19 protein-coding genes are annotated in these 24,509 nt (G+C 63.6%); 13 read left to right on the top strand and 6 right to left on the bottom strand.

Annotation, left to right across the window (positions count from 1 at the left end):
- Positions 1-23: 23 nt before the first annotated feature.
- Together DK366_RS07540 and DK366_RS07545 are read right to left on the bottom strand one after the other, a co-directional pair.
- Positions 24-2,072 (bottom strand): NAD-dependent epimerase/dehydratase family protein, encoded by a 2,049-nt coding sequence (locus tag DK366_RS07540; RefSeq protein WP_109124937.1) that lies wholly within the window; start codon positions 2,070-2,072, stop codon positions 24-26.
- Positions 2,069-3,259 carry a glycosyltransferase gene (locus DK366_RS07545; RefSeq protein WP_109124938.1) on the bottom strand — a complete coding sequence of 397 codons (1,191 nt, stop codon included), beginning with the start codon at positions 3,257-3,259 and terminating at the stop codon, positions 2,069-2,071. The genes DK366_RS07540 and DK366_RS07545 overlap by 4 nt, the downstream gene beginning before the upstream one ends.
- Positions 3,260-3,688: 429 nt before the next feature.
- Here DK366_RS07545 and DK366_RS07550 point away from each other — a divergent pair, with 429 nt between their 5' ends.
- The 4 genes from DK366_RS07550 (at position 3,689) to DK366_RS07565 (ending at position 7,331) form a co-directional block, all read left to right on the top strand.
- Entirely contained in the window at positions 3,689-4,321 is a 633-nt protein-coding gene (locus tag DK366_RS07550; RefSeq protein ID WP_232820957.1) for a polysaccharide deacetylase family protein, read from the top strand.
- Positions 4,322-4,387: 66 nt separating this feature from the next.
- Entirely contained in the window at positions 4,388-5,632 is a 1,245-nt protein-coding gene (locus DK366_RS07555) for a hypothetical protein (RefSeq protein ID WP_232820958.1), read from the top strand.
- Positions 5,633-5,637: 5 nt separating this feature from the next.
- Positions 5,638-6,582 (top strand): methyltransferase domain-containing protein, encoded by a 945-nt coding sequence (locus tag DK366_RS07560; protein WP_109124939.1) that lies wholly within the window; start codon positions 5,638-5,640, stop codon positions 6,580-6,582.
- The gene (locus tag DK366_RS07565; RefSeq protein ID WP_109124940.1) at positions 6,579-7,331 is read left to right on the top strand and encodes a glycosyltransferase family 2 protein; all 753 of its coding nucleotides are present in this window, start codon (positions 6,579-6,581) and stop codon (positions 7,329-7,331) included. Before DK366_RS07560 ends, DK366_RS07565 begins: the two co-directional genes overlap by 4 nt.
- A gap of 1,225 nt (positions 7,332-8,556) precedes the next feature.
- Here DK366_RS07565 and apbC read toward each other — a convergent pair.
- A complete protein-coding gene (apbC, locus tag DK366_RS07575) occupies positions 8,557-9,645 on the bottom strand; it encodes an iron-sulfur cluster carrier protein ApbC (RefSeq protein WP_109124942.1) in 1,089 nt (362 codons plus the stop codon).
- 149 nt (positions 9,646-9,794) lie between these two features.
- On the opposite strand from apbC, the gene DK366_RS07580 reads away from it, so the two are divergent.
- A complete protein-coding gene (locus DK366_RS07580) occupies positions 9,795-10,244 on the top strand; it encodes a DUF2147 domain-containing protein (protein ID WP_109124943.1) in 450 nt (149 codons plus the stop codon).
- A gap of 107 nt (positions 10,245-10,351) precedes the next feature.
- On the opposite strand, the gene DK366_RS07585 is transcribed toward DK366_RS07580, so the two are convergent.
- The 3 genes from DK366_RS07585 to DK366_RS07595 are packed head-to-tail and all read right to left on the bottom strand — an operon-like array spanning position 10,352 to position 12,958.
- Positions 10,352-11,158, bottom strand: a complete 807-nt coding sequence (locus tag DK366_RS07585) for a DeoR/GlpR family DNA-binding transcription regulator (protein ID WP_109124944.1) — start codon at positions 11,156-11,158, stop codon at positions 10,352-10,354.
- The gene (locus DK366_RS07590) at positions 11,151-11,792 is read right to left on the bottom strand and encodes an HAD family phosphatase (RefSeq protein ID WP_198651466.1); all 642 of its coding nucleotides are present in this window, start codon (positions 11,790-11,792) and stop codon (positions 11,151-11,153) included. Before DK366_RS07590 ends, DK366_RS07585 begins: the two co-directional genes overlap by 8 nt.
- Entirely contained in the window at positions 11,792-12,958 is a 1,167-nt protein-coding gene (locus DK366_RS07595; RefSeq protein WP_232820959.1) for an MFS transporter, read from the bottom strand. The genes DK366_RS07590 and DK366_RS07595 overlap by 1 nt, the downstream gene beginning before the upstream one ends.
- Before the next feature lie 397 nt (positions 12,959-13,355).
- Between DK366_RS07595 and metG the strand changes: the two genes are divergently transcribed.
- The 8 genes from metG (at position 13,356) to DK366_RS07635 (ending at position 24,506) form a co-directional block, all read left to right on the top strand.
- Complete coding sequence (metG, locus tag DK366_RS07600) at positions 13,356-15,449, top strand: methionine--tRNA ligase (protein ID WP_109124945.1); 2,094 nt, start codon at positions 13,356-13,358, stop codon at positions 15,447-15,449.
- Positions 15,450-15,454: 5 nt separating this feature from the next.
- On the top strand, positions 15,455-16,063 hold the full coding sequence (locus DK366_RS07605; RefSeq protein WP_109124946.1) for an RnfABCDGE type electron transport complex subunit B: 609 nt from the start codon (positions 15,455-15,457) through the stop codon (positions 16,061-16,063).
- The gene (nth, locus tag DK366_RS07610; protein ID WP_109124947.1) at positions 16,060-16,698 is read left to right on the top strand and encodes an endonuclease III; all 639 of its coding nucleotides are present in this window, start codon (positions 16,060-16,062) and stop codon (positions 16,696-16,698) included. The genes DK366_RS07605 and nth overlap by 4 nt, the downstream gene beginning before the upstream one ends.
- Before the next feature lie 483 nt (positions 16,699-17,181).
- Positions 17,182-17,490 carry a hypothetical protein gene (locus DK366_RS07615; RefSeq protein WP_109124948.1) on the top strand — a complete coding sequence of 103 codons (309 nt, stop codon included), beginning with the start codon at positions 17,182-17,184 and terminating at the stop codon, positions 17,488-17,490.
- A gap of 257 nt (positions 17,491-17,747) precedes the next feature.
- The gene (locus DK366_RS07620; RefSeq protein WP_109124949.1) at positions 17,748-18,413 is read left to right on the top strand and encodes a response regulator; all 666 of its coding nucleotides are present in this window, start codon (positions 17,748-17,750) and stop codon (positions 18,411-18,413) included.
- Positions 18,410-19,816, top strand: coding sequence for an ATP-binding protein (locus DK366_RS07625; RefSeq protein ID WP_109124950.1), 1,407 nt, complete (start codon positions 18,410-18,412; stop codon positions 19,814-19,816). Before DK366_RS07620 ends, DK366_RS07625 begins: the two co-directional genes overlap by 4 nt.
- A gap of 279 nt (positions 19,817-20,095) precedes the next feature.
- On the top strand, positions 20,096-23,335 hold the full coding sequence (locus tag DK366_RS07630; protein WP_109124951.1) for an efflux RND transporter permease subunit: 3,240 nt from the start codon (positions 20,096-20,098) through the stop codon (positions 23,333-23,335).
- On the top strand, positions 23,325-24,506 hold the full coding sequence (locus tag DK366_RS07635) for an efflux RND transporter periplasmic adaptor subunit (protein ID WP_109124952.1): 1,182 nt from the start codon (positions 23,325-23,327) through the stop codon (positions 24,504-24,506). Before DK366_RS07630 ends, DK366_RS07635 begins: the two co-directional genes overlap by 11 nt.
- Positions 24,507-24,509 lie beyond the last annotated feature (3 nt).

A 24,509-nucleotide genomic window follows, 5' to 3' on the forward strand; every position in this document is an offset into this window, starting at 1 on the left:
CACGCGTTAGAGCGGCGGCAGCGTCAGATTGCTATAAGCGACATCCTCAACCCCATCCTCGGCTCCCACCCCAACACATCCCTCGCCACCCGCTGATCGAAATTCGCCAACGGCCGCAACGAACGCACCCGATAACGCGTCAGCGGAACACCGCGCCGCATTGCCTTGCCCAGACCCTCCACGCCCACCGCCAACGCAAGCAACAAACCCGTCGGCCAGCGCATCAACCGTAGATCCTTGCCGCGCTTGCGCCGCACACGATCCAAGTATTCACCCTGCGTGACGATGGCCGGGTCCACCACGTGCACCACCTGCCCCTGCGCTGCCGGCGTATTCGATGCCTGCAACAGCGCATCGACCACATCGTCCACGTACACCAGCGGCAACGTCTGGGCAGGAGAACCAACGGCAATCCATCGACCCGCAATGGCCAGCGTTCCGTTGGGCGTGGTGTTCTCCGAACCGGGCCCGATGATCTGTCCGGGACGAATCACCACCGCCGGCAAGTCATGATCACGAATGGCATCGCGCACAATGATTTCGGCGATCAACTTCGTCTGTGTATAGCTACCGCGCCAATCGGGATGAGGCTCCACGGCCGAGGTTTCATTGATGGCCACCGACGGATCACGCCCCGCGTGATCCAGCACGCTCATCGAGCTCACGTAGACCAGCTTCTGCGTGCCATGCTTCAGGCACGCATCCACCACATTGCGCGTGCCCCACACCGTGCCTGCTTCAAATTCCTTTGCACTGCCGCCCATGGCGGCACCGACGTGGTAAACCACGCGCACGCCTTGCACGGCGTGGTCGACCATGCGCGGATCGCCCAGGTCGCCGATAACCACCTGCTGTGCCAGCGACGCCAGGCGCGCATCCGGCCTCCGCGCGAGTACACGCACACGCTGGCCGCTGCGACGCAGCGCCTGCAGCAGCGTACGCCCGAGGAAACCGGAAGCACCGGTCACCAGTACATCCACGGGTTCAATCGCTTCGAGACGTGCGTCGAGTTCCTGGCGACGTTCGTCATCCGCGCGTCGGCACGCCGCTTCCATCAGCGCGACAGGACGACGCCCGTCCTCGGCGCTGACGGGCGGCGCCTTGCCGTCGTGCAACGCCTGCGCAAAGGCCGCCGCACCGGACTGGATGCCGGGCGAAGGCTTCAATCCACCGGTGGCGAAACGAAGCACATTCCATGGAATGCGAAACACATCGCGCACGGCGTCGAAAAAAGCGCCCAGCACAATGCCGATGAACTTTGGTCCTGGCAGCACGCGCCGAACGTGGCAAACCTGCAGGAAGCGGTCGATCTCGATCATGCCGCGCGTGCCCTGCACCACGATGCGATTGAGCATGGGGCGCACGTTCCACGACAGCATGATGCGGCCCGCACCCCGCGCGCAGTCGGCCGACGCCTGCCACTCGTCGAACTTCAGCGTGGTGGACCGCCCCGTGGACCGATAACGGATGTCCACATCGGCGATCTCGCCCAGGAAGGCTTCCAGCGTGTACAGGCCATGCACACCCAGATCGCGGAACGGATAGGAGCCTTGCGCCACCATCCCGGGCAAGGGACCGCCGCCATAGGGCGGATAGTCGGAACTGCGCCACACGTCCACGGCGATCAGCTCCCCGCACGCGCCGGATTCCACCAGTTGCTTCGCCCGCAACACCATGGGGTCGAACAGGTCGGAATGATCAACGGACAGCACCAGTCCCTTTTCCCGCGCCTTGGCGATCATCGCGTCGCACTCGGCCACGGAATCGGCCATCGGCTTTTCGACGAAGACGTGGCAACCCATGTCGAGCGCCCGCAGCGTGAGCGCAGCATGGCTGGACGGTGGCGTAAGCACGTAGATGGCGTGTGGTCGCTGCGCCCCCAGCTCGGCGAGATCGGCCGTAACCAGCGCGATGCCGTAGGTCTGCGCCAGCTTCCCCGCTGCCGCATGGTCCAGGTCGCAGATGCCCACGATCTCCACGAAATCGAGCCGCTTCAGCGCCTCGATGTGATAGCGGGCGACATAGCCGGCACCCACGATGCCGATGCGCAGCTTGTTCTCGACAACACTCATCCAGGCACCCGACGGTCAGCAAGAGTCATGTCCGCCGTGGCGAGCGACGAAGCGACTTCGCGCAGCACATCCTCCACACGGCGATCCCAGGTTTGATCGGCCACCGACGCCATGCGTTCGGCGGCGCCTTTTTCGGCACCCTCGGCGAGCACCTGCTCAAGCCCCGCGAGGAAATCTTCACGACCTTCGGCGATGCGCACCACGGCGGCAAAGCGCGCAATCTCCGGATTGCTCACCGCCACGATGGGCTTGCCGGTGGCAAGGTATTCGCGCAGCTTCAGCGGATTGGCGTTTTCCACTTGCCGGTTGCGACGATACGGAATGATGGCCGCATCGAATGCCTTGGCCCATGCAGGCAGACTGGCGTAGGGCTGCGCCCCAGCGAGCAACACGTTCGGCAGAGCTTCCAGCTCGGGCACCTTGATCGCCGCATAGCCCACCAGCAGGAAGGTCCACTGCGGGCGCGACTGTGCCAGCCACGCGATCAATTCCACATCGATCCATTCGTGGATGGAACCGAAATAACCGATCACCGGCCCAGAGAGATCGCGCGCCAGGAGAGGCACTTCGGTCGCTGGGTCGGACGCACGCGCAAACAGCCTGGCATCCACGCCATGCGGTGAGAATCGCGTCTGCGGATTCTGCGCCTGCTTGGTCGCCAGCAACGCAGGCGGCGCCACGAACACGATGTCCGCTTTCTTGGTGAGCGCCAGGTCACTCGCGGCGATGACCTCGGCATCGACGCCGGGATGTGCGGCATAGTCGTCGATGCAGTAGTAGACGCAGAAGTCTTCACCCAGGCGTCGCGCCATGAAACCGGGATGCGGCGTGACGAACCAGGAAATCCGCCGGCTCGGTCCCAGCACGCGCATGGCACGGCGCAGGGCCCATTGCCCGAACAGGCGATTGAACAGCGTGACGCCGGGAATACGACGAAACGGCATCTGCGGTACGGTGCAATGCCACAGGTTGTCGTCCACGCGCCGTGGCGCACGCAGGGCTTCGCGCAGCTTCCGCAAGGCACGCCGCAGATCGCGCCCGCTGGCCTGCGGTGCGCGCATTCCCGGCGAGTCCACATAGAGCACGGGCATGCGTGCCGCCAGTCGCACGGCCACGTGATGGCTGCTGGTGCGGTTTTCGGCGAACCAGTCGTTGCCGAAATACACGACGCCGTAACGTTCTAGCATGCCCCCTCCGCAAGGGGCTGGCGTAGAGCCACCATCACCTGCCCCTGTCCAGGTTGATCACGAGAAGCGAAAAGGCGCTGCCATCTGTGCCGCGCCCAGTCCTTTCGATGCTTCCGTCCGGCTTGCATCCGACACCACGAGCCTAGCTCAATGCTTCCGGTGGTCCCATAAGTCGAATTGCCAAGGCTCCCGCCGGGAAAAGGCGGGTTTTCAGGCTTCCCGTCGATGAATGGAACACGCAGGGCGCCGCCCTCGGCCGTTCGCCATAGCCTGTCGGTGGCATGGGGTACTGACTATGTGCTCAATGGCACTGAACCCCGGAAGACGACACAGTGAGCGTGTCCGGATGGCGCCTTCGCGCCGCCCGGTAGCCGTGGTTGCCCGGGATAAGGGCAACGTTTTTCCATCCTTTCCGTGCGAACTGTCGTGATGACTTTGCGACCGAAAAAGATGCAGCTGTTGCAATGGTTCCCGGACGCGGTGGTATCCACGCGCGCCTCGGGCGCTGAGCAGGCGCTGTACCTCACGTTCGACGACGGTCCCAATCCATCGCACACGCCTGCGCTGCTGGAATTGCTGGGCAGGCACGGCGTCAAGGCCACGTTCTTCCTAATTGGCCGCGAAGCGGAGCGTTACCCGCAGCTGGTCGAGCGCATCGTGGAAGAAGGCCACGTACTGGGCAACCACTCCTACAGTCATCCCATGTTCGATGCGCTCACGCTTACCGAACAGTGGATCGAGGTGGAACGTACCGATCAGGTACTGTCCAATTTCGATGGGCGCACGCACCACGGCTTTCGGCCGCCACGCGGCGTGTTCTCGCTGCTGCTCACCCTGCGCTTCGCGTTCAGCCGCCGCAAGTTGTCGTACTGGTCGTACGACACCCTGGACTATCAAGGCCGCGAACCCGACGAGCTAGCTGCGCGGTTGCGCGCCAGCCCGCCGCGCGCCGGCGATGTGATGTTGATGCACGACGACAGCGACTGCTCGCTGCGCATGCTCGAACAGTTGATTCCCGAATGGAAACAGCATGGCTTCACCTTTCGCTCGTTGCCTGCATGACGCACGGCAGCCAATTGCGCGACGCCTGCCTGCCCCGGCATGACGATCGCTGACAGGGGATATCCGATGAATCCATACGTTGGCCTGGCGTTGCTCGCACTCATCGTGATGGTGGTGCTGTTCGTCATCGTCGCGTGGCTGGCCATTCGATCGCGCAACATGCAGGCGTGGCTGGGCAGCTATCTGCGACGTCGCCCGCGGCCGCCGGTGAAGGGCCCCACGCATGTCATGTTCTGCTTCGTCGACCACTACGAGCCCGCATGGGGACGCGTGGACCTGGCAACCCAGCGTGCCCGCGTGGATCGCTGGCACAAGGACTATCCCGTCATGGCATCGCGCCATCGCGACGCCGATGGCCGTCCGCCGCAGCACACGTTCTTCTATCCGGAAGAGGAATACCTGCCGGAGCACCTGGACAAGATCGCCGGCCTTTGCGCCGATGGCTTTGGCGAAATCGAAATCCACCTGCACCACGACAACGACACGGCGGAGAACTTCTGCGCGACCATCTCGCGCTTCAACGAGCTGCTGCATGCACGGCATGGTGCGTTGTCGCGTGATCCTAAAACAGGCCAGCTACGCTTTGGCTTCATCCACGGAAACTGGTCCCTGGACAACTCGCGTGCCGACGGCCGCTGGTGCGGCCTGAACAACGAATTGATCCTGCTGCGCGAACTCGGCTGCTATGCCGATTTCACCCTGCCCTCCGCGCCCAGCGAAACGCAGACGCGCACCATCAATGCGATCTACTACGCCACCGACGACCCCTGCTGCCCCAAGTCGCACAACACCGGTACGCCAGTGAAAGTCGGCGGCACGGCCGTGGGCGACCTGATGATCGTGCAGGGCCCGCTCGGGTTGGACTGGAAGCGCCGACGCAAGCTGGTCATGCCGCGCATCGAGAACTCGGACATCCGCCACAGCTGCCCGCCGACGCCGGAACGCGTCGATGCATGGGTGCGCACCGGCATCCATGTTGAGGGACGCCCCGAATGGATCTTCATCAAGATCCACACGCACGGCACGCAGGAGCGCGACATGGACACGCTGCTGGGCACGCCGATGCATGCCATGCACGATCACCTTGAGCAGAACTACAACGACGGTAAGCATCACGTGCTGCATTACGTCACCTCTCGCGAGATGTACAACATCATCAAGGCGGCCGAGGCTGGCATGGAAGGCAATCCGGCGCGTTACCGCGACTTCGAGCTGCCCCCACCGCCCGGCGTCACCCGCTGGACGTCCGCGGCAAGCTCCACCGAATCGCGCACGTCCGAGGCGCTGGTCGACCTTCCCGGCATGGAGTGACGCATATGCACTGGCGAGCCAAAGGCGTTCTGCAGAAGGTGCTGGGTCATGTGCCGGGCGGCGAACAGGCGCACTACCAGCTCCAGCGCCGTTTCGGCGGCTTGCGCGGATTCACCCGCGAATTCGACATCAAGATGGACGACTGGCGCCTGATGGCCGGCCATTTGCGCGAGGCCGGCCTGCCAATGGCCGGTGCGCGCCTGTTCGAAATCGGTAGCGGCTGGTATCCCACCTTTCCCTTCGCCTGCTACCTGGGCGGCGCGCGGCAAGTCATCACGGTGGATTTGAATCGCCACATCAAGATCGACCTGGTACGCAACTGCGCGGAAAGCCTGGCTCGACACACCGCGCTGATCGCTGAAGCGTCCGGCGTACCGGAGGAAGACGTGCGGCGACGCCAGCAGCAATTGGCCGAACGCCTGGCGCGCGGTGATGACGTGATGGCGGCAACCGATGGCGTGGTGATCTACGAAGCTCCCGCGGATGCGTCGCGCACCACGCTCGCCGCACAGGAGCTGGACTGCGTGTTCTCCAACAGCGTGCTCGAACACGTGATTCCCGAGGCCGTCGACGGCATCTTCCGCGAGGCCATGCGCATTCTTGTACCCGGCGGCATCATGTTCCACTCGGTCAATTGCGGCGACCACTACGCGTATGTGGACCGCAAGATCAACCAGCTGAATTACCTCAAATACTCCGATCGTGAGTGGCAGCGCTGGGACAACGCGTTCCTTTACCAGAACCGCATGCGCGCCTACGAATTCGTCGACCGCGCGCAAGCCATCGGCTTCGACATCGTGCTGAACACCGAGTGCGCACGCGAAGGCCGACTGGCCCAGCTGGCAGCCATGCACGTGCACCCGCAGTTCGCCCACATCCCGCCCGAACGCCTCTGCGTGACATCCATCGACTTCATCGGCCGCAAGCGCGCCGCGGAGGCCGCGCCGTGACCGATGCGCTGATCAGCGTGATCATGCCGGCCTACAACGCGGCCAAATATCTTCGCGGTGCCGTGGGCTCCGTGTTGTCCCAGACCTATGCATCGTGGGAATTGGTGATCGTCGACGACTGTTCCACCGACGAAACCCCCACCCTGCTCGATGCACTTGCCGATGCCGACAAACGCATCCGCGTCATTCACGCTGAAAGGAACGCCGGCGTGGCCGCAGCCCGCAACACCGCCATCGCCGCCGCACGCGGCAGCCATATCGCCTTTCTCGACAGCGACGACGGCTGGCACCCGCGCAAGCTGGAATGGCAAATGGAACACATGGACGAAACCCGCGCACGCGTCTGCTACACGCCGTATGACCGCGTGGATGAAGAAGGCCACCTGCTCTCACGCGTGCGTCCACCGGCATCGGTCACCTACGCGCAAATGTTGCGCAGCAACCACATCGGCAACCTCACCGGCCTCTACGACCGCAGCATTGGCGATGCCCTGTTTCGTTCCGTGGGGCATGAGGATTATGTGTTCTGGCTGGAAATGGTACGCCGCGCAGGCGAGGCATCCTGCGTGCCGATTGAACAGCCGCTTGCCTACTACCTGGTACGGAACGGCTCGGTGTCGTCGGACAAGTGGCGCGCCGCGCGCTGGCAGTGGCGCATTTATCGCGATGTGGCGCAGCTTGGTTGGCTGTCGTCGTCGCAGCATATGTGTCATTACGCTTGGGAGGCGGTGCGCAAGCGCATGGCGTGAGTGGTTGGTGGTTGGTTTTCCGGTGAACTGGTCTTTACGTTGCCTTTTCGATGCGTCCCTGCGGTCTAGCCGCTCGCACCCCGGGGGCTTGCCGTTCCGCTTGTATCCCTCAGCGTCACTCCCGCGAAGGCGGGAGTCCAGTGTCTTTGCATTTTGGTTTTTACGTTTTGGTCGTTCGTCTTTTCAAGCGTTACCGCGACCTGGCCGCTCACGCCGCGGCGGCGTTTCGATCGTCTGCCGACGCTCGAGTCACTTTTCTTTTGCTGGCCCAAAAGATCCCACGGGGACTAGCGTTGCGTCGAAAGTAACCCAAAGAAAATGGCCTTCAGAGCCAAGGCTCGTAGCATGGCGTGGGGATAAGCCCGAACGGGTGAGGTGCGTTGATGCTTGGCAACCTTCGCCGCAACACAGCGGGTACTTCACTGCGCTTCGCAACGCGCCGATGCGAAGAGGGCTTAGAGCAGGTGGTCGCTACGCTTCCCGACCACTGCGATGGTTCAAAGCCAACGCTACGCTTCCCGATCGCTGTGGTGGTGTAAAGCCCGCGCGCTGCTTGCCGACTGCATGGTCGATTCAAGAGGCGCGCTTCGCTTTCCGACCGTAGTGGCAATGGACTCCGTTGCGACACGGCAGCGCAACCGCCGCGTTAGCTCCCTCTCCCCTCTGGGGAGAGGGTTGGGGTGAGGGGCCAACCTGGCCTCAACCTTCCTAACCCCGCTTGTCGCGAAGGCAGGAGCACAGCGACCTGCCCACAATGCGATGTGCAGCGCAGCTGCACGAGCCGTCCGCTCCGCTCGTGATCTTGGGCCCCCTGTGCGGCGGTGAGGGGTGGACGAGCAGGCCCCGCAGGGGTGCCTGGCAGGACGCCAGGCACTTTTCGCCCGGGCAGGAGCCCGGTCGAAAAGCCCGGCCGCCCCTCACGGACTGGCTGGGCTGAAAGCCCAGACAGCGCCAAGTGGGGGTGCCCTTTCTTTTGGTTACTTTTCTTTGGGCAAGCAAAGAAAAGTGACCCGGACTGCGGCAGCAGTTCGGAAGCCCGCGGCAGGCGAGCCAGGTCGAGGTAACGCTTCAACCGAGCGACAGAGCTAAAGCAAGGTCACTGGATGACCAGCCCTTGAAAAGCGCCTCCCGCCTTCGCGGGAATAACGGTGATGGGTAGAAACGCTATCGCGAGCACCCGCCCCTCACCCCAACCCTCTCCCCGGCGGGGAGAGGGAGAAAAAGCTTACGGCGCGCCCTGCACCATGATCTTGCCAAGCCCCAGCGACTTGTTCCGCGGCATCCGCGACAACCGCCCCGCCGCATTCCGCGCAATCTCCCGATAGCGCGCTGCCAGGTCCGATTCCGGCATCGCCACGACTGTCGGCGTGCCGCCATCGGCCTGTTCGCGGATGCGGATATCCAGCGGCAACGAGCCCAGGTAGGACACGTTGTACTGCTCAGCCATGCGGGCACCGCCGCCTTCGCCGAAGATGTGTTCTTCATGGCCGCAGTTGGAGCACACGTGCGTGGCCATGTTCTCCACCACGCCGAGCACGGGCACTTCGACCTTCTCGAACATTTTCAGCGCCTTGCGGGCATCCAGCAGTGCGATGTCCTGCGGCGTGGTGACGATGACTGCACCTGCCACGGGTACCTTCTGCGACAGCGTGAGCTGGATGTCGCCCGTGCCGGGCGGCAGGTCGACGATGAGGTAGTCGAGCTGTTCCCAGCGGCTGTCGTTGAGCATCTGCATCATGGCCTGGGTGACCATGGGTCCACGCCAGATCATCGGCGTTTCTTCCTCGATGAGGAAGCCGATCGACATGGTCTGCAGGCCGTGCGCTTCCATCGGGATGATGGTCTTGCCATCCGGTGACTGCGGCTTGCCGCTGATGCCGAGCATGCGCGGCTGGCTGGGACCGTAGATGTCCGCATCGAGCACGCCAACCTTCGCGCCTTCGGCAGCCAATGCCAGCGCAAGGTTGGCCGACACCGTGGACTTGCCCACGCCGCCCTTGCCCGAAGCCACCACGATGATGTTCTTCACGCCTGGCTGCGGCGCCAGCGTGCCCTGCACCTTGTGCGCATGCACGCGCGTGCTCACCGAGACGGTGGCCGTGCCGATGGCGGGATCGGCTTCCAGTGCCTGCTTGGCGCTCGCCGCCAAGGCGTCGACGGCACTCTTGGCCGGGTAACCCAGCTGGATGTCCACCGACACGCGGTCGCCATCCACACCTACGGCGCGAATGGCATCGCCCAGTGGGGCACCTGTATGGGAATCAACAAGTTCGCCGAGAATGTGGCGAACCAGGGCTTCACTCGCCTGCGTCATATCGGAATCTATGAGATGTCATGGGGATTGCCCATTATGCCAGTCACGGTTCATGGGCCGCCTGTCGCGCTTTCGCAATGCAGCTTGACGCCTTTGCGCAAGGTCGGTCAGGCTCCGAAACATACGCTTTCGTACGGGAGGAATCATCCATGAAGTCACTGCTTCGCACCGCCATTGTCGCTGGTCTCCTGCTGGGTGCCGGCTCCGTGTTCGCCGCCGACGTCACGCCCGTGGGCACCTGGAAGACGATCGACGACGAAACCGGCAAGCCCAAGTCCATCGTGAAGATCACCGACGAAGGCGGCGAACTGAAGGCCACCGTGCTGGAAGTGCTGCAGTCCGATGAAGGCCCGCATCCCATCTGCAAGGTGTGCGACGGCGAGCGCAAGAACAAGCCCATCGAAGGCATGAACATCATGTGGGGCGTGCACAAGGACGGCGACACCATCTGGGACGGCGGCAAGATCCTCGACCCGAAGACCGGCAAGATCTACAAGGTGAAGCTGCAGCCCAGCGAGGATGGCACCAAGCTGACCGTGCGCGGCTATATCGGCTTCTCGCTGCTCGGTCGCAGCCAGGAATGGCAGCGCCAGCAGTAAGTTTTGTTTTTTGTGGGAGCGCACCCTGTGCGCGACTGCCGCACCGTATCGATGGGTGCCAGTCGCGCACAGGGTGCGCTCCCACAATGCGTTTGGAATGACTCGAACTAATCCGCCGTCGCCTCGGCGCGATGCACCGCCACGCCACGCGCCGTAAACGCCGCCCGGGTCGACTTGTCGGCCGAATGTTCCACCACCAGGTGCTGCACGCGCGCCAGCTCAGCCACTTGATGCGCCGCCACCGCGCCAAGCTTGTCGTCCGTGGCGACAACAATCGTTTCGTCGCTGGCCTCGATCATCGCGCGCTTGAACAGCGATTCCTCGCTGTCGAATCCCCACAGGCCATGTGCCGCATCAATGGCGCAGGCACCGGGAAAACACAGGTCCGCGCGCACGCGACGCACCTGATCCACGGCCTGTGAACCCGTGGCACCGCCGATGGTGGTGTCGATGCGCCCGCCGATCAGCAACACGTCGAATCCTTCGCGATCCAGCAACACCTGCGCGATGTGCGGTGCATTGGTGATCACGGTGAGCCGCGCGTCGCGCGGCAATTCGGCGGCGATGGCTGCGTTGGTGCTGCCCGCATCGATCAGCAACGTCTGCCCCACTTGCACCAGGCTCGCCGCCTTGCGTGCCAGCGCCTGCTTGCGGGCCGAATGTTCGTTGCGTCGCTGCTTCAGCGGCGTCAACGTTACCGTGGGTAGCAACGCGCCACCGTAGACGCGCTTGCACAAGCCGTGTGCGGCCAGTTCGCGCAGGTCGCGGCGAATGGAATCTTCGGATACCTCAAAGGCCAGCGCGAGTTCGGCCGCCACCACGCGTCCTTCCGCGCGCAAACGTTCAAGAATGCGCTGCTGCCGCTCTTCCGGCAGCGCGTTGCTGTCCATCACGACGCTCGGCGACTTAACCATGGGACGCCTCGCGAGCGGAAGCATCCAGGAGTGCCAACTCCACCAGGCGCTCGCGCAGGCCATCTGCGCCACGGAACCACCAGCCCTGCATGCCAAGCGCCTCGGCGGCAGCCACGTTGCGCGCGGAGTCGTCGATGTAGAGCGCCGTTGACGGCTCGACGGCATAGCGTTCCAGCAGGCGCTGATAGATGCGCGGATCAGGCTTGATCAAGCGTTCTTCGCCGGACACCACGATGCCTTCGAACCATTGCAGGAAGGGGAAAAGCCGTCGCGCGATGGGAAAGGTTTCCTGCGACCAGTTGGTGAGCGCCAGCAAACGCACACCGCGATCACGCAGTGCCGCAAGCAGCGCAACGCTGTCTTCCATGGCGCCGACAAGGGTTTCTTCCCATCGCAGGTGATAGGCGTCGATCCATTCGGCGTGCTCGGGAAATTTCTCGCGCAGCAACGCGGTGGCTTCGGACCACGGGCGGCCCGCGTCCTGCTGTTCGTTCCATTCGCTGTTGCACACTTCGCGCAGAAACCATTCGCGCTGCGCTTCGTCCTCGATCAACTGCTTATACAGTCGGCGCGGGTCCCAGCCGATGAGCACGTTGCCAAGGTCGAAGATCACGGTATCCACGGGCTTGCTCATCACTTCACGATCCTCGCCGAGAGAGACACCAGCACCAGCAGCGCGGCCACGCCACCAAAAGCGACGGCCAGGTTGCTCACGTGCGCGACAACACCGATCAGCGCCGGGCCGCTGAGCAGCCCCACGTAACCCAAGGTGGTGACCGTGGCGATGGCGATGGCCGGTGGCGTGCCAGGCAGCCGTCCTGCGGCGCTGAACATCACCGGCACGATGTTGGATGCGCCAATGCCGATCAGCACGAAGCCGACGATCGACATCGCTGCACTGGAAACGACGGCCGCCATGAGGAAACCGGCAGCTGCGAGCGCGGCGCCGATGCGCATGGTCCATACAGGGCCGAAACGCCCCACGATGCGATCTCCCGTGAGTCGCCCCAGTGCCATGGCGACGGAGAAGAACGCATAGCCGAAACCTGCCGATGCCGGCGATACGCCGCGGAAATCACGCATGAACACCGCGCTCCAGTCGAGCATGGAGCCTTCGGCCAGGAAGCTGACGAAGCACAGCAGGCCAAGCAACCACGCCAGCGCATGCGGCATGGTCAGCGGTTCCTTGGGCGGCGCATCAGCCGACGGTGCGTCGTTGAGCAGGTCGTGGCGCAGCCACATCACCACGCCCGCCAACATCACGGCCATGACCGAGGCGGCGACGATCAGCGGTACGCCCAGGGCCAGCAGCGCGCTCATGACACCCGAACCGGTGAGGCCGCCCACGCTGAAAAGCCCATGGAAGCCGGACATCAATCGCCCGCCATCCATGCGCTCCACATCCACCGCGTGCGCATTCATGGACACGTCCACCGCGCCAAGCACCACGCCGAAATACAGCAGCACGGCGATCAGGGCGGCCATGTCAGGCACCAGCGCCAACGCTGGCAGCGCCAGACACATAAGCAGGCCCGACGCCACGATGAGCGTGCGATTGCCCAATCGATGCGCCAACCAGCCCACGAACGGCATGGACAACATCGAGCCACCGCCGAAGGCCAGCAGCGCGAGGCCGAGCTGGGCATCATCCAGGCCCAATCGCGCCTTGGCATACGGCACCATGGGCGCCCAGGCCGACATGCCAATGCCTGCCACGAGGAAGATCAGGCGCGTCGCGCGCTTGGCCCCGTTGAGCATCGAAACAGACGGACCGCGTAAAGTGTCGGTAGTGGCGTCCACAGGCTACTCATGCGCAAGAATGGACGACAATGTATTAAATCGTGCACAAACGTGCAATCACCCAAGCCAAAATTCAGCATGCATGGATGCGGAGCTCGGCGGCTGACCATGCCTGCGAATTCTCGACTCCTGTCGAAGCGCGACCTTCGCACCAGTTCCGGCGCTACGCGACAGCCTGCACCTCTTCCGTTTCATCGCAGTGTCGCCACTAGGCGCGTGATGGCTCATCGCCCTGTGTGCTAATGGCCAGCGCGACTGCAAAGTCGTGCACCGGCCTGATTGCCATCGGCCTTGATCGCGCCGCCATGCCGGCATGGCGACGGGCGTCCAGACGGCTCTAAGGTCTCGGGGGCGACGCGTGTCATAATGACCAACCCCTCACGAACGTTGCCGCCCCATGAGCCGACGCCTTCTCGTCACCAATGCGCTGCCCTATGCCAATGGCCCTCTCCATCTGGGTCATCTGCTGGGTTACATCCAGGCCGATGTCTGGGTTCGCGCGCAGCGGATGCAAGGCAACGAGGCCATCTATGTGTGTGCGGACGACGCCCACGGCACGCCTATCATGCTGGCCGCCGAAAAGGCCGGACTGGCTCCCGAGGCATACATCGAAGAAGTCCGCGTGGGCCATGAAGCCGATTTCGCGGCTTTCGGCGTGGCATTCGATCACTACCATTCCACGCACTCGGAAGAAAACCGCGAGCTCGCGTCGCTGATCTACACGCGCCTGCGCGACGGTGGCTTCATCGCCCGCCGCAACATCCAGCAGCTGTTCGATCCGGAAAAGGAAATGTTCCTGCCGGATCGCTACATCAAGGGCACCTGCCCCAACTGCAAGACGCCCGACCAGTACGGCGACAACTGCGAGAACTGCGGCGCCACGTATGCGCCGACGGATCTGATCAACCCGTACTCGGTGATGTCCGGCGCCACGCCCGTGCTGCGCGACTCGGAACATTTCTTCTTCGAGCTGGACAAGTTCGAGCAACTGCTGCGCGACTGGTTCGCCGGCAAGTTCACCAATGGCCAGCCGGTGGCCAACAGCGGTGTCGCCGCCAAGCTGCGCGAATGGCTGGACGGCGGCCTGAAGGATTGGGACATCTCGCGCGATGCGCCCTACTTCGGTTTTCCGATTCCCGATGAACCGGGCAAGTTCTTCTACGTGTGGCTGGACGCGCCGGTGGGTTATCTCGCCAGCTTCAAGGCGCTGTGCGATCGCACCGACCTGAAGTTCGAGGATTTCCTGGCACCCGACAGCCACGCCGAAATGCACCACTTCATCGGCAAGGACATCATCAACTTCCACGGCCTGTTCTGGCCGGCGATGCTGCACGGTGCGAATTTCCGCGTGCCGACGGCGCTGCACGTCAACGGCTACCTCACCGTCAACGGCGCCAAGATGTCCAAGTCGCGCGGCACCTTCATCAAGGCGCGCACGTACCTGGACTCGGGCCTGCATCCGGAATTCCTGCGCTACTACTTCACCACCATGCTGAGCGACACGCCGGTGGACGTGGACCTGGACCTGAAGACCTTCGAGGAACGCGTCAACTCGCACCTGGTCGGCAAGTGGGTGAACATCGCCAGCCGCACCGCCGGCTTCGTGCACAAGTTCTTCGATGGACGCCTCGCACCGGCATTCAGCGCGGAAGAACAGGCACTGTGGCGCGAACTGCTTTCGCTTTATGGCGATGTGCCCGCGCTCTACAGCGCCAGTGACTTCGCCGAAGTGGCGCGTCGTTTCGTGACCATGGCCGACATGGTCAATGGCTATATCGCCGCCAAGGCACCGTGGGCCATGGCCAAGGACGAAGCGCGCCGCGAGGAATTGCACCAGGTGTGTTCGTTCGCGCTGGCCGCGTTCCGGCTGCTCGCCGGCTTGCTCAAGCCCGTGGTGCCTGCGACGGTGGAAGCCGCAGAGCGATTCCTGGCCGCGCCCATCAACGACTTCGACGACGCGCGCGCCGAACTGCACAACCACACCATCAACGCGTTCGAGCCGTTGCTCGGCCGCATCGATCCCAAGCAGGTGGAAGCCATGGTGGAGGCGTCGAAGGATTCCCTCGCGCCCGCCGAACCCAAACCTGCACCGAAGAAAGCCAAAGAAGAAAAAACCAAGACCATGACCGACGCACCTGCCACGCCCGCCGCTGAAACCGCCGTCATCGGCATCGACGACTTCGCCAGGCTCGACCTGCGCATCGGCAAGGTCACCGCGTGCGAATTCGTGGATGGTTCGGACAAGCTGTTGCGTTTCGAACTCGACGCTGGCCCGCTGGGCACGCGCCAGATCTTCTCGGGCATTCGCGCCGCCTATGAGCAGCCGGAAAAGCTGGTCGGCCGCAACGTGGTCTTCATCGCCAACCTCGCGCCGCGCAAGATGCGCTTCGGCCTGTCCGAAGGCATGATCCTGTCGGCGGGTGACGGTGGCAGCGATCTCTTCCTGCTCGACGCCGACCAGGGCGCCAAGCCGGGCGCCACCGTTCGCTGATTGCCATGACGCTGGCCGACCGCATCGACGCGCTGCTGCCGCAGACGCAATGCGAACAATGCGGTTACCACGGTTGCCGCCCTTACGCGGAGGCCATCGCCGGCGGTGAAGCGGCCATCAACCTGTGTCCTCCGGGCGGTGCTGACGGCATCGCCCGGCTCGCACAACTGTTGAACGTGCCGGTGCTGCCGCTTGATCCGGAACACGGCGTGGAAAAGCCGCGCATGCTGGCGCGCATCGTCGAAGCCGATTGCATCGGTTGCACCAAGTGCATCCAGGTATGCCCGGTCGATGCCATCGTCGGCGCATCCAAAGTCATGCACACCGTGATGCGCGACGACTGCACCGGCTGCGAACTGTGCGTGCCCGCCTGCCCGGTCGATTGCATCGTGCTTGAACCCATGCCGATGGCGCAGGTGAACGACATCGCGCATGCCGATGCATCACGCGCACATTTCCAGCGTCGGGAAGCACGACTGGCGCGTGAGCAGGCGCGCCGCGATGCCGAGCTTGCCGCACGGAAGGCGGAAGTCGCCGCCACGGCCACGCCCACCAATCCGGTGCTCGCCGCGCTGGCCCGTGCCAAGGCAAAGCAGCAAGGAAAGCCCTCGTGAAGAAAGCCGATATCGTCGAACTCTTCACGCGCCTTCGCGAACTCGATCCACACCCCACCACGGAACTCAACTACACCACGCCGTTCGAATTGCTGGTGGCCGTGGTGTTGTCCGCCCAAGCCACGGATGTGGGCGTGAACAAGGCCACGAAAAAGTTGTACCCGGTGGCGAACACGGCGCAGGCGATCCTCGATATGGGCGAGGAAAAGCTCAAGCAGTACATCAGCACCATTGGCCTGTTCAACAGCAAGGCCAAGAACGTCATCGCGCTGTGTCGCATCCTGGTTGACCAATACGGCGGCGAAGTGCCCGACACGCGCGAGGCCTTGGAAGCGCTGCCCGGCGTGGGTCGCAAGACGGCCAACGTGGTGCTCAACACGGCGTTCGGCCACGCGACCATCGCCGTGGATACGCACATTTTCCGCGTATCCAACCGTACCGGTCTCGCCCCTGGCAAAGACGTGCGCGTGGTGGAAGACAAGCTCGAGAAGGTCGTGCCACTGGAGTTCAAGCAGGACGCTCACCACTGGCTGATTCTTCACGGTCGCTACGTGTGCAAGGCACGCAAACCGGATTGTCCACAATGTGTGATCCGCGACCTTTGCCGCTACAAGGACAAGACGCCCGCGTCATAGCAACGTCACCGATGCTTACCGTGACGTGACGGTTGCATCGGCAACAACTTCAGCACTCATTGCCTTGCTTGTCTCTGCGATCCGCAGGCACATGAGCATCGTCGCGACCTGACCACTTTGTCGTCGCCCTGCATCGTTGCCTATAGCCACGCACGACGTCATGGCATCGACATCTCCCATGCCCGGCGAACTGTTTCTCTCGCAACTACAACACGCACGTACGAACTGCGCACAGCACGCATGTCATGGCATCGACATCGCAAGCCATCAAGCCTGCCTGCCAGAAGTCATGCATGCACGCGCCACGTTGCCGTTGCGCGTCATTTCAGCGCGACAGGCCCATGACAAGTGGCATAGAACATGTGGCGACGCTGGTAAAACCTCATAAATCCCTCAGCAATTCGTGCAAGTTCCTCAAGCTTGATTTGCGTGCCCGACCTAACGTGAAGCCTCCCCCGGAACTCCCCGTCAGGAGGCCTCACCATGAAGCGCTTGATCATCCCCGCTGTCGTGGCTGCAGTCGCACTTGCCTGGATTGGCCAGGCACAGGCTGCCGTTGAAACCTACACTGTCGACATGAACGGCTACGCCGTCATCGGTTTTGTTGGCAGCACCCCGGAAGACTATGCACGCGCCCAGCAACAGGCGAACAGTTGGGAAGCCCAGCGTCACCTCATGCTGAAACCCGTGTCGATGAAGGCTGTCGCCATCGACCAGTCACAGGGCGTCGCCCTCAATAAAGTGGAACTGCGCCAGGCCATCGTGCAGGCGGCGCTCGCCAAGACGCCGTAAACACGCGCCATTCACGTTTTCGACGGCGCTGCGCATGGGCGCCGAAACAGGAAGGAAGACGGCGGCTGAGCATGTCCGCCGTTTTCCTGTGCGCCAAAGGTTCCCTGCCCCATTGACGCTGCGCGTCTCACTTGCCAACGTGACACCCGCCGGCCAGGGTTGTGCCGGCAAAAGATCCACAAAAGCTAGCTTGTGGATCATGGCGCGGAGGTGGCCCCAAGGGTCTGCCGTCCGCCGGTCCATACGGGTGTCATGGCATGCACATTCTGCTGGTCGAAGACGATGCCGAACTTGGCGGCGCGATCAAGCACGCGCTGGAACACCAGTCGTACGCGGTGACCTGGTTGCGCGACGGTCGCGAAGCCATGGAAGCGCTGCGCGGCGATCCCGTGGATCTTGTGCTGCTCGACCTGGGCCTGCCGGGCAAGGACGGCCTTGAAGTACTGGCTGAAGCGCGCCGATCCGGCGTGAAAACCCCCGTGCTGGTGATGACCGCCCGCGACGCGCTGGAAATGCGCATTCGTGGCCTGGACCTGGGCGCGGACGACTACCTGGTAAAGCCGTTCCATCTGGGCGAACTGGCCGCGCGTATCCGCTCGCTCACGCGCCGTACGCAAGGCCTTGCCGACAACCTGGTGGAAGTCGGCGGACTGCGTTTGAACCTTGCGACGGCCGAAGTCGAATTCCGTGGTGAGCGCGTGACGCTTACGCGCCGCGAGTTCGCCCTGCTCCGCGTGCTGATGGAGCGCGCCGGCCGCATCGTGCGGCGCGAGGCGCTTGAGAATTCCGTGTACGGCCTGGACACCATCGTCGAGCGCAATGCCATCGAAGTACAGGTGCATTGGCTGCGGCGCAAACTCAGTCCCGAGGTGATCCACACGGTGCGCGGCATCGGTTACATGATTCCCCGCGAGCCGCAATGACCCACATCGATGCGCATCCGGCGAGCCTTCGCACCCGCCTGACGTGGCTGATCATCGCCGTGATGGTGGTGGTGCTGATTCCCCTGGGATGGATCAGCTACCGGCGCGAACTTCGGGAAATGAACGAGTTGCTCGATGGGCGCCTCGCGCAGGCGGGCCGCACGCTGGGCACGCTGATTGCGAACGGCCAGGTGCCCTTGCGCGATGCAGACCTGCCCGACATCCAGCAAAGCGGGGACAAGCATCGTCACGGCGTGGTGGTTTCCGTGCACCCCCACAACTACGAGCCGGAAGTGGGTTTTCAGGCCTACGATCCGCAAGGTGAACTGATCGCCGCCACGTCCAATTTCGCCGAACTGCCCCCGCCCACCAGCGAAGAGCGCGGCTTTCGCGACATCAGGCATCAGGGCAGCCAGTGGCGCACGTTCACGCTGCAGAACCGATGGCATCTGGTGATACGCATTGGCGAGCGATCGGACAACCGCAGCGACATCGCCCGTGGGCTGGTGATCGAACACACGCTGCCCTTGCTGATTGGCCTGCCGCTGCTTGCCCTGTTGGTAAGCCTGGCGGTGAAGCGCGGACTGCGCCCGGTCGCCGTGCTCACGGACATGCTGGACAAGCGCACGCCAGGCAGTCGCAAGCCCATGCCAGCCGACGTGGCGCCCAGCGAGATCAAACCGTTGATCGTCGCGTTGAACCAGCAGCTGGAGCGTCTGGAAGATGCGCTTGATCGCGAACATCGCTTCGCCACCGACGTTGCGCACGAACTTCGCACACCGCTCGCAGCAACCATGATCCATCTCGAAAGCGCCATGATCGCGAACGATCAGGCCGAGGTGGAATTCACGGTGCGGCATGCGCAGCAAAGCATGGCGCGTCTTGGCCGGCGCATCGAGCAGATCCTGGCCATGGCCCGCCTCGAAGCGGGCGCGGCCTCGCAACAGCGCACGCCGATGGACCTGGTTCGCATCGCCACCGAGGTGATCGAAGAACTCGCGCCACTCATTGCCGAGAAGGACATCGCCTTCGGCCTGGCCCACGACGATGACATGGTCGTGGTGCTTGGTCATGAAGTGGCGCTCACCGCCATGTTCCGCAACCTGATCGAGAACGCGTTGCGCTACACCGAGACCGAAGGCCAGGTGGATGTATCCATCCGCCGTGACGGTGCGCAGGCCATCATCGACATCTGCGACAATGGGCCGGGCATTCCCGAGGATCGGCGGCAGGCGGGTTTCCAGCGTTTCCATCGCGAGGTGGAAAGTGCGACGCGAGGTTATGGGCTGGGCCTGAGTATCGTGCAGCGTGCGATCGAGTTGCATGAGGCGTCGATCGAGCTGCTGGAGTCGCCGCTGGGGCGGGGGTTGCTGGTTCGGATTCGGATGGCGGCGGCTGGGTGAGCAACGACTTCTGAGTGTCGCCGAAAGGCACTGGATCCCCGCCTTCGCGGGGATGACGAGCTGAAGGGCTGCAAATCGTGCAGTTACCTAGCTATTACCTCACCGTCATCCCCGCGAACGCGGGAGGCGCTGTTCAACGGCCGAAGGGCCGGTCATCCAGCGACTTTTCGCGTTAGCAGAAGCCCGCACAGCTCCCTTTCACCCTCCCAAAAGGTTCCCACAAGACTGCACTGGGATCATTCCAGGGTCGGGCCTTGGGCCCTCTGATCGCGGCGTCCCATGCTTGGCCTTGTCCGAATCGCCCTGTCACGACCACTGACCTTCATCGTGTTGGCCGTGCTTATCCTCATTGCCGGACCGCTGGCTGCCCTGCGCACGCCGACCGACATCTTCCCGAACATCGGCATTCCGGTGATCAGCGTGGTGTGGAGCTACAACGGCCTGCCGCCGGACCAGATGTCCGGCCGCGTCGTGTACTACTACGAGCGCCAGCTCAGCACGTCGGTCAACAACATCGAGCACATCGAGTCGCAGTCGCTGCCCGGCATGGGCATCGTGAAGATCTTCTTCCAGCCGGGCGTGGATATCCGCACGGCCACCGCGCAGGTCACCTCGATCTCGCAGACCGTGCTCAAGCAGATGCCGCCCGGCATTACCCCGCCACTGATCCTCAACTACAACGCCTCGACCGTGCCCATCCTGCAGATGGCGCTGTCGAGCAAGACGCTGTCCGAATCGAAGATCCTCGATCTGGGCCTGAACATCATGCGCCCGATGCTGACTTCCGTTCCTGGCGTTGCGGTGCCCACGCCCTACGGTGGCGCGGCGCGGCAGGTGACGCTGGATCTTGATCCGCGCGCACTCGCCGCCAACGGTCTTTCCGCGCAGGACGTAAGCAACGCGCTGGCGGCGCAAAACCAGATCATCCCGGTGGGCACCGCCAAGATCGGCACGTACGAGTACCACGTGCAGCTCAACAACAGCCCCGAGGCCATCGACGAACTCAACCAGCTGCCGGTGAAGACCGTGCACGGCGCCACCATCACTCTTGGCGACGTCGCCCACGTGCGCGATGGCGCCGCACCACAGACCAACGTGGTGCGTGTGGATGGCAAGCGCGCGGTGCTCATGCCCGCACTGAAGGTGGGTGAAGCATCAACATTGGCTGTGGTGTCGGGCATCAAGCAGTTGATGCCGCTGGTGAAGGAATCCATTCCTTCCGACCTGAAGGTGACGCTGCTCAGCGATCAGTCCGTGTTCGTGAAGGACGCCATCAGCTCCGTGGCGCGCGAGGGCATCATCGCCGCCCTGCTCACGTCGGTGATGATCCTGATCTTCCTCGGCAGCTGGCGTTCCACGGTGATCATCGCGGTGTCGATCCCGCTGGCCATTCTCTCGGCCATCGCCCTGCTTTCGGCGTTCGGGCAGACACTCAACGTGATGACGCTGGGTGGCCTGGCACTGGCCGTCGGCATTCTGGTCGACGATGCCACGGTTACCATCGAAAACATCAACTGGCATCTTGAACAGGGCAAGAGCGTCCATGACGCGATCATGGACGGCGCCAGGCAGATCGTGACGCCGGCCTTCGTCTCGCTGCTGTGCATCTGCATCGTGTTCGTACCGATGTTCCTTCTGGACGGCATCGCAGGCTTCCTGTTCCGGCCGATGGCGCTGGCGGTGATCTTTGCCATGGTGTCTTCGTTCGTGCTGTCGCGAACGTTGGTGCCGACACTGGCGATGTACCTGCTGAAGCCGCATCACGTGGAAACGGGCCCGGGGGACCACCCCGAGGACGCCTACCTCAATCATCACGAGGGTGACCAGCCGGCCAGGCGCAAGCGCAGCGCGTTGCTCACTTCCATGGTGACGTTCCAGCAGCGCTTCGAGCATCGCTTTGCCCAGGTGCGCGATGCCTATCACGCCACGCTGGCGGTGGCGCTTGCCAACCGCAAGCGCTTCATCGTGGGCTTCATGGTGTTCGTGCTTGCCTCGTTCGCGCTGGTGCCGTTCCTTGGCCGCGACTTCTTCCCGGATGTCGATGCCGGCGCGATTGCCTTGCACGTGCGTGCGCCGATGGGCACGCGTGTGGAAGAGACAGCCGCCGAGTTCGACCGCATCGAAAACGCCATCCGCAAAGTGGTGCCACCCGATCAGCTGGAGACGGTGACCGACAACATCGGCCTGCCGTTGTCCGGCGTGAACATGGTCTACAACTCCAGCGGCACCATTGGCCCACAGGACGGCGACATCCAGGTGGAACTGAAGGAAGGCCACGCCCCCACCGCCGACTTCGTGCGCGAACTGCGCGCCCGCCTGCCCCGCGAATTCCCCGGCACGCAATTCGCCTTCCTGCCGGCGGACATGAGCTCGCAGATCCTCAACTTCGGCTCGCCCGCGCCGCTGGACGTGTCCATTGCCGGTCGTGACCTGAAGGCCAACGAGGCCTATGCCACCGAGATCATGAAGCGTCTACGCGAAGTACCCGGCATCGCCGACGTTCGACTGCAGCAAAGCACCAGTTACCCGCAGCTCAACGTGACGGTGAACCGCACGCGCGCCGACATGCTCGGTGTCACCGAACGCGACGTCACCAACACCATGGTGGCGTCCCTCGCCGGCAGCTCGCAGGTCGCACCCACGTTCTGGCTCAACCCGAAGAACGGCGTGTCCTATCCCATCGTCGCGGCCACGCCGCAATACAAGATGGACAGCATGTCCGACATCGCCGGCCTGCCGGTAACGCCGTCCAGCAAGGGCGCCAGCCAGGTGCTGGGTGGCCTGGCCACGTTCACGCGCGTGCCCAGCGCCGCCGTGGTGTCGCACTACAACATCATGCCGTCGTTCGATATCTATGCATCGGTGCAGGATCGCGACCTCGGCGCGGTGTCCGGCGACGTGCAGAAAGTGCTCGACCAGTTCGCATCATCGCGTCCCAAGGGCACGCTGGTGAGCCTGCACGGCCAGGTGAACACAATGAACGAGGCGTTCGGCGGCCTGATCTTTGGCCTCGTCGGCGCCATCGTGCTGATCTACCTGCTGATCGTGGTGAACTTCCAGTCGTGGCTGGACCCGTTCGTGATCATCACCGCCCTGCCCGCCGCGCTCGCCGGCATTGTGTGGATGCTGTTCCTGTCGCACACCACGCTGTCGGTACCCGCGTTGACCGGCGCGATCATGTGCATGGGCGTGGCCACCGCCAACTCCATCCTCGTCGTCAGCTTCTGCCGCGAGCGTCTTGCCGAACACGGTGACGCGTTGAAGGCCGCACTGGAAGCCGGCTTCACCCGCTTCCGCCCGGTCTGCATGACGGCGCTGGCCATGATCATCGGCATGTTGCCGATGGCACTGACGCACGAACAGAACTCGCCACTGGGTCGCGCCGTCATCGGCGGCCTGTTGTTCGCCACCTTTGCCACCCTGCTCTTCGTGCCGGTGATTTTCAGCATCGTGCACGGTCGTGAGCAGGCACAGCCGCAATCCGATTCCGCTCTGGGAGAACCCGTCCATGTCGCATGACGCCACCATCGCCACGCCCACGCGAACGCCGAAGTTGGGACGCGCGGTGCGCATTGGGCTGGCTGTTGCCGTACTCGCCACCATCGCTGGCATTTCCGTGCGTGCCTACGACTACCACCGCGTGACCCAGTGGACCGACGCGCAGGTCACCCCCACCGTGCAGGTGGTGACGCCCGAAGGCAGCGGCGGCCTGCACGCCATGACGTTGCCTGGCCATCTGGATGCCTGGATCAGCGCACCCATCCATGCGCGCGTCAGCGGCTACCTGAAGACCTGGAGCCGCGATATCGGCAGCCAGGTCACAGCCGGCCAGTCGCTGGCGGAAATCGATACACCCGAACTCGATCAGCAGTTCGAACAGGCCAAGGCCAACCTCGCCCGCGCGCAGGCCAACGCACGACTGGCCGCACTCACGGACAAGCGCTGGAAAAACCTGCTTACGTCCAACTCGGTTTCCAAGCAGGAAGCGGACGAAAAGGCCGGCGAAGCCGAAGCCGCACAGGCCAACGTACTGGGCGCACAGGCCGACGTGGATCGCATCGCCGCCATGGAAGCGTTCAAGCACATCACCGCGCCATTTGCTGGCACGGTGACGGCACGCAATACCGACATCGGCGACCTGATCAGCGCGAGCAGCGAAAGCGCGCCAGCGCTGTTCACCGTATCCGACACCACGCGCATGCGCCTGTATGTGGAAGTGCCGCAGGGTTACGCCGATGCCATCCACCCCGACATGACGGTGCAACTAGATGTGCCCGATCATCCGGGTGAGCAGTTCACCGGCCATCTCATCGGCAACTCCGGCGCGGTGAACCAGGCCTCCGGTTCGCTGCTCACGCAGTTCGAAGTGGACAACCCGAAGGGTGAACTGCTTCCCGGCGCCTATGCCGAAGTGCACATTCCCATGACCGGCAACAGCCACACGCTGACCGTACCCGCCACCACGCTGATCTTCCGCGCGCAGGGGCCGCAGGTCGCCGTGGTCGGGGCCGACAACAAGGTCGTGCTGCGCGATGTGCATATCGCGATGGACCTGGGCGATCGCCTGCGCATCGACAAGGGACTGCAACCCGGTGATCGCGTCATCAATCACCCGGCCGACTCGCTCGCGCAAGGCGATGCCGTGCAGATAGCGAAAGCCGCCGACGACGGCGCTGCGAAGGCGGAGTGATCG

Source organism: Dyella sp. C11, from assembly GCF_003121485.1.
GTDB lineage: Bacteria > Pseudomonadota > Gammaproteobacteria > Xanthomonadales > Rhodanobacteraceae > Dyella.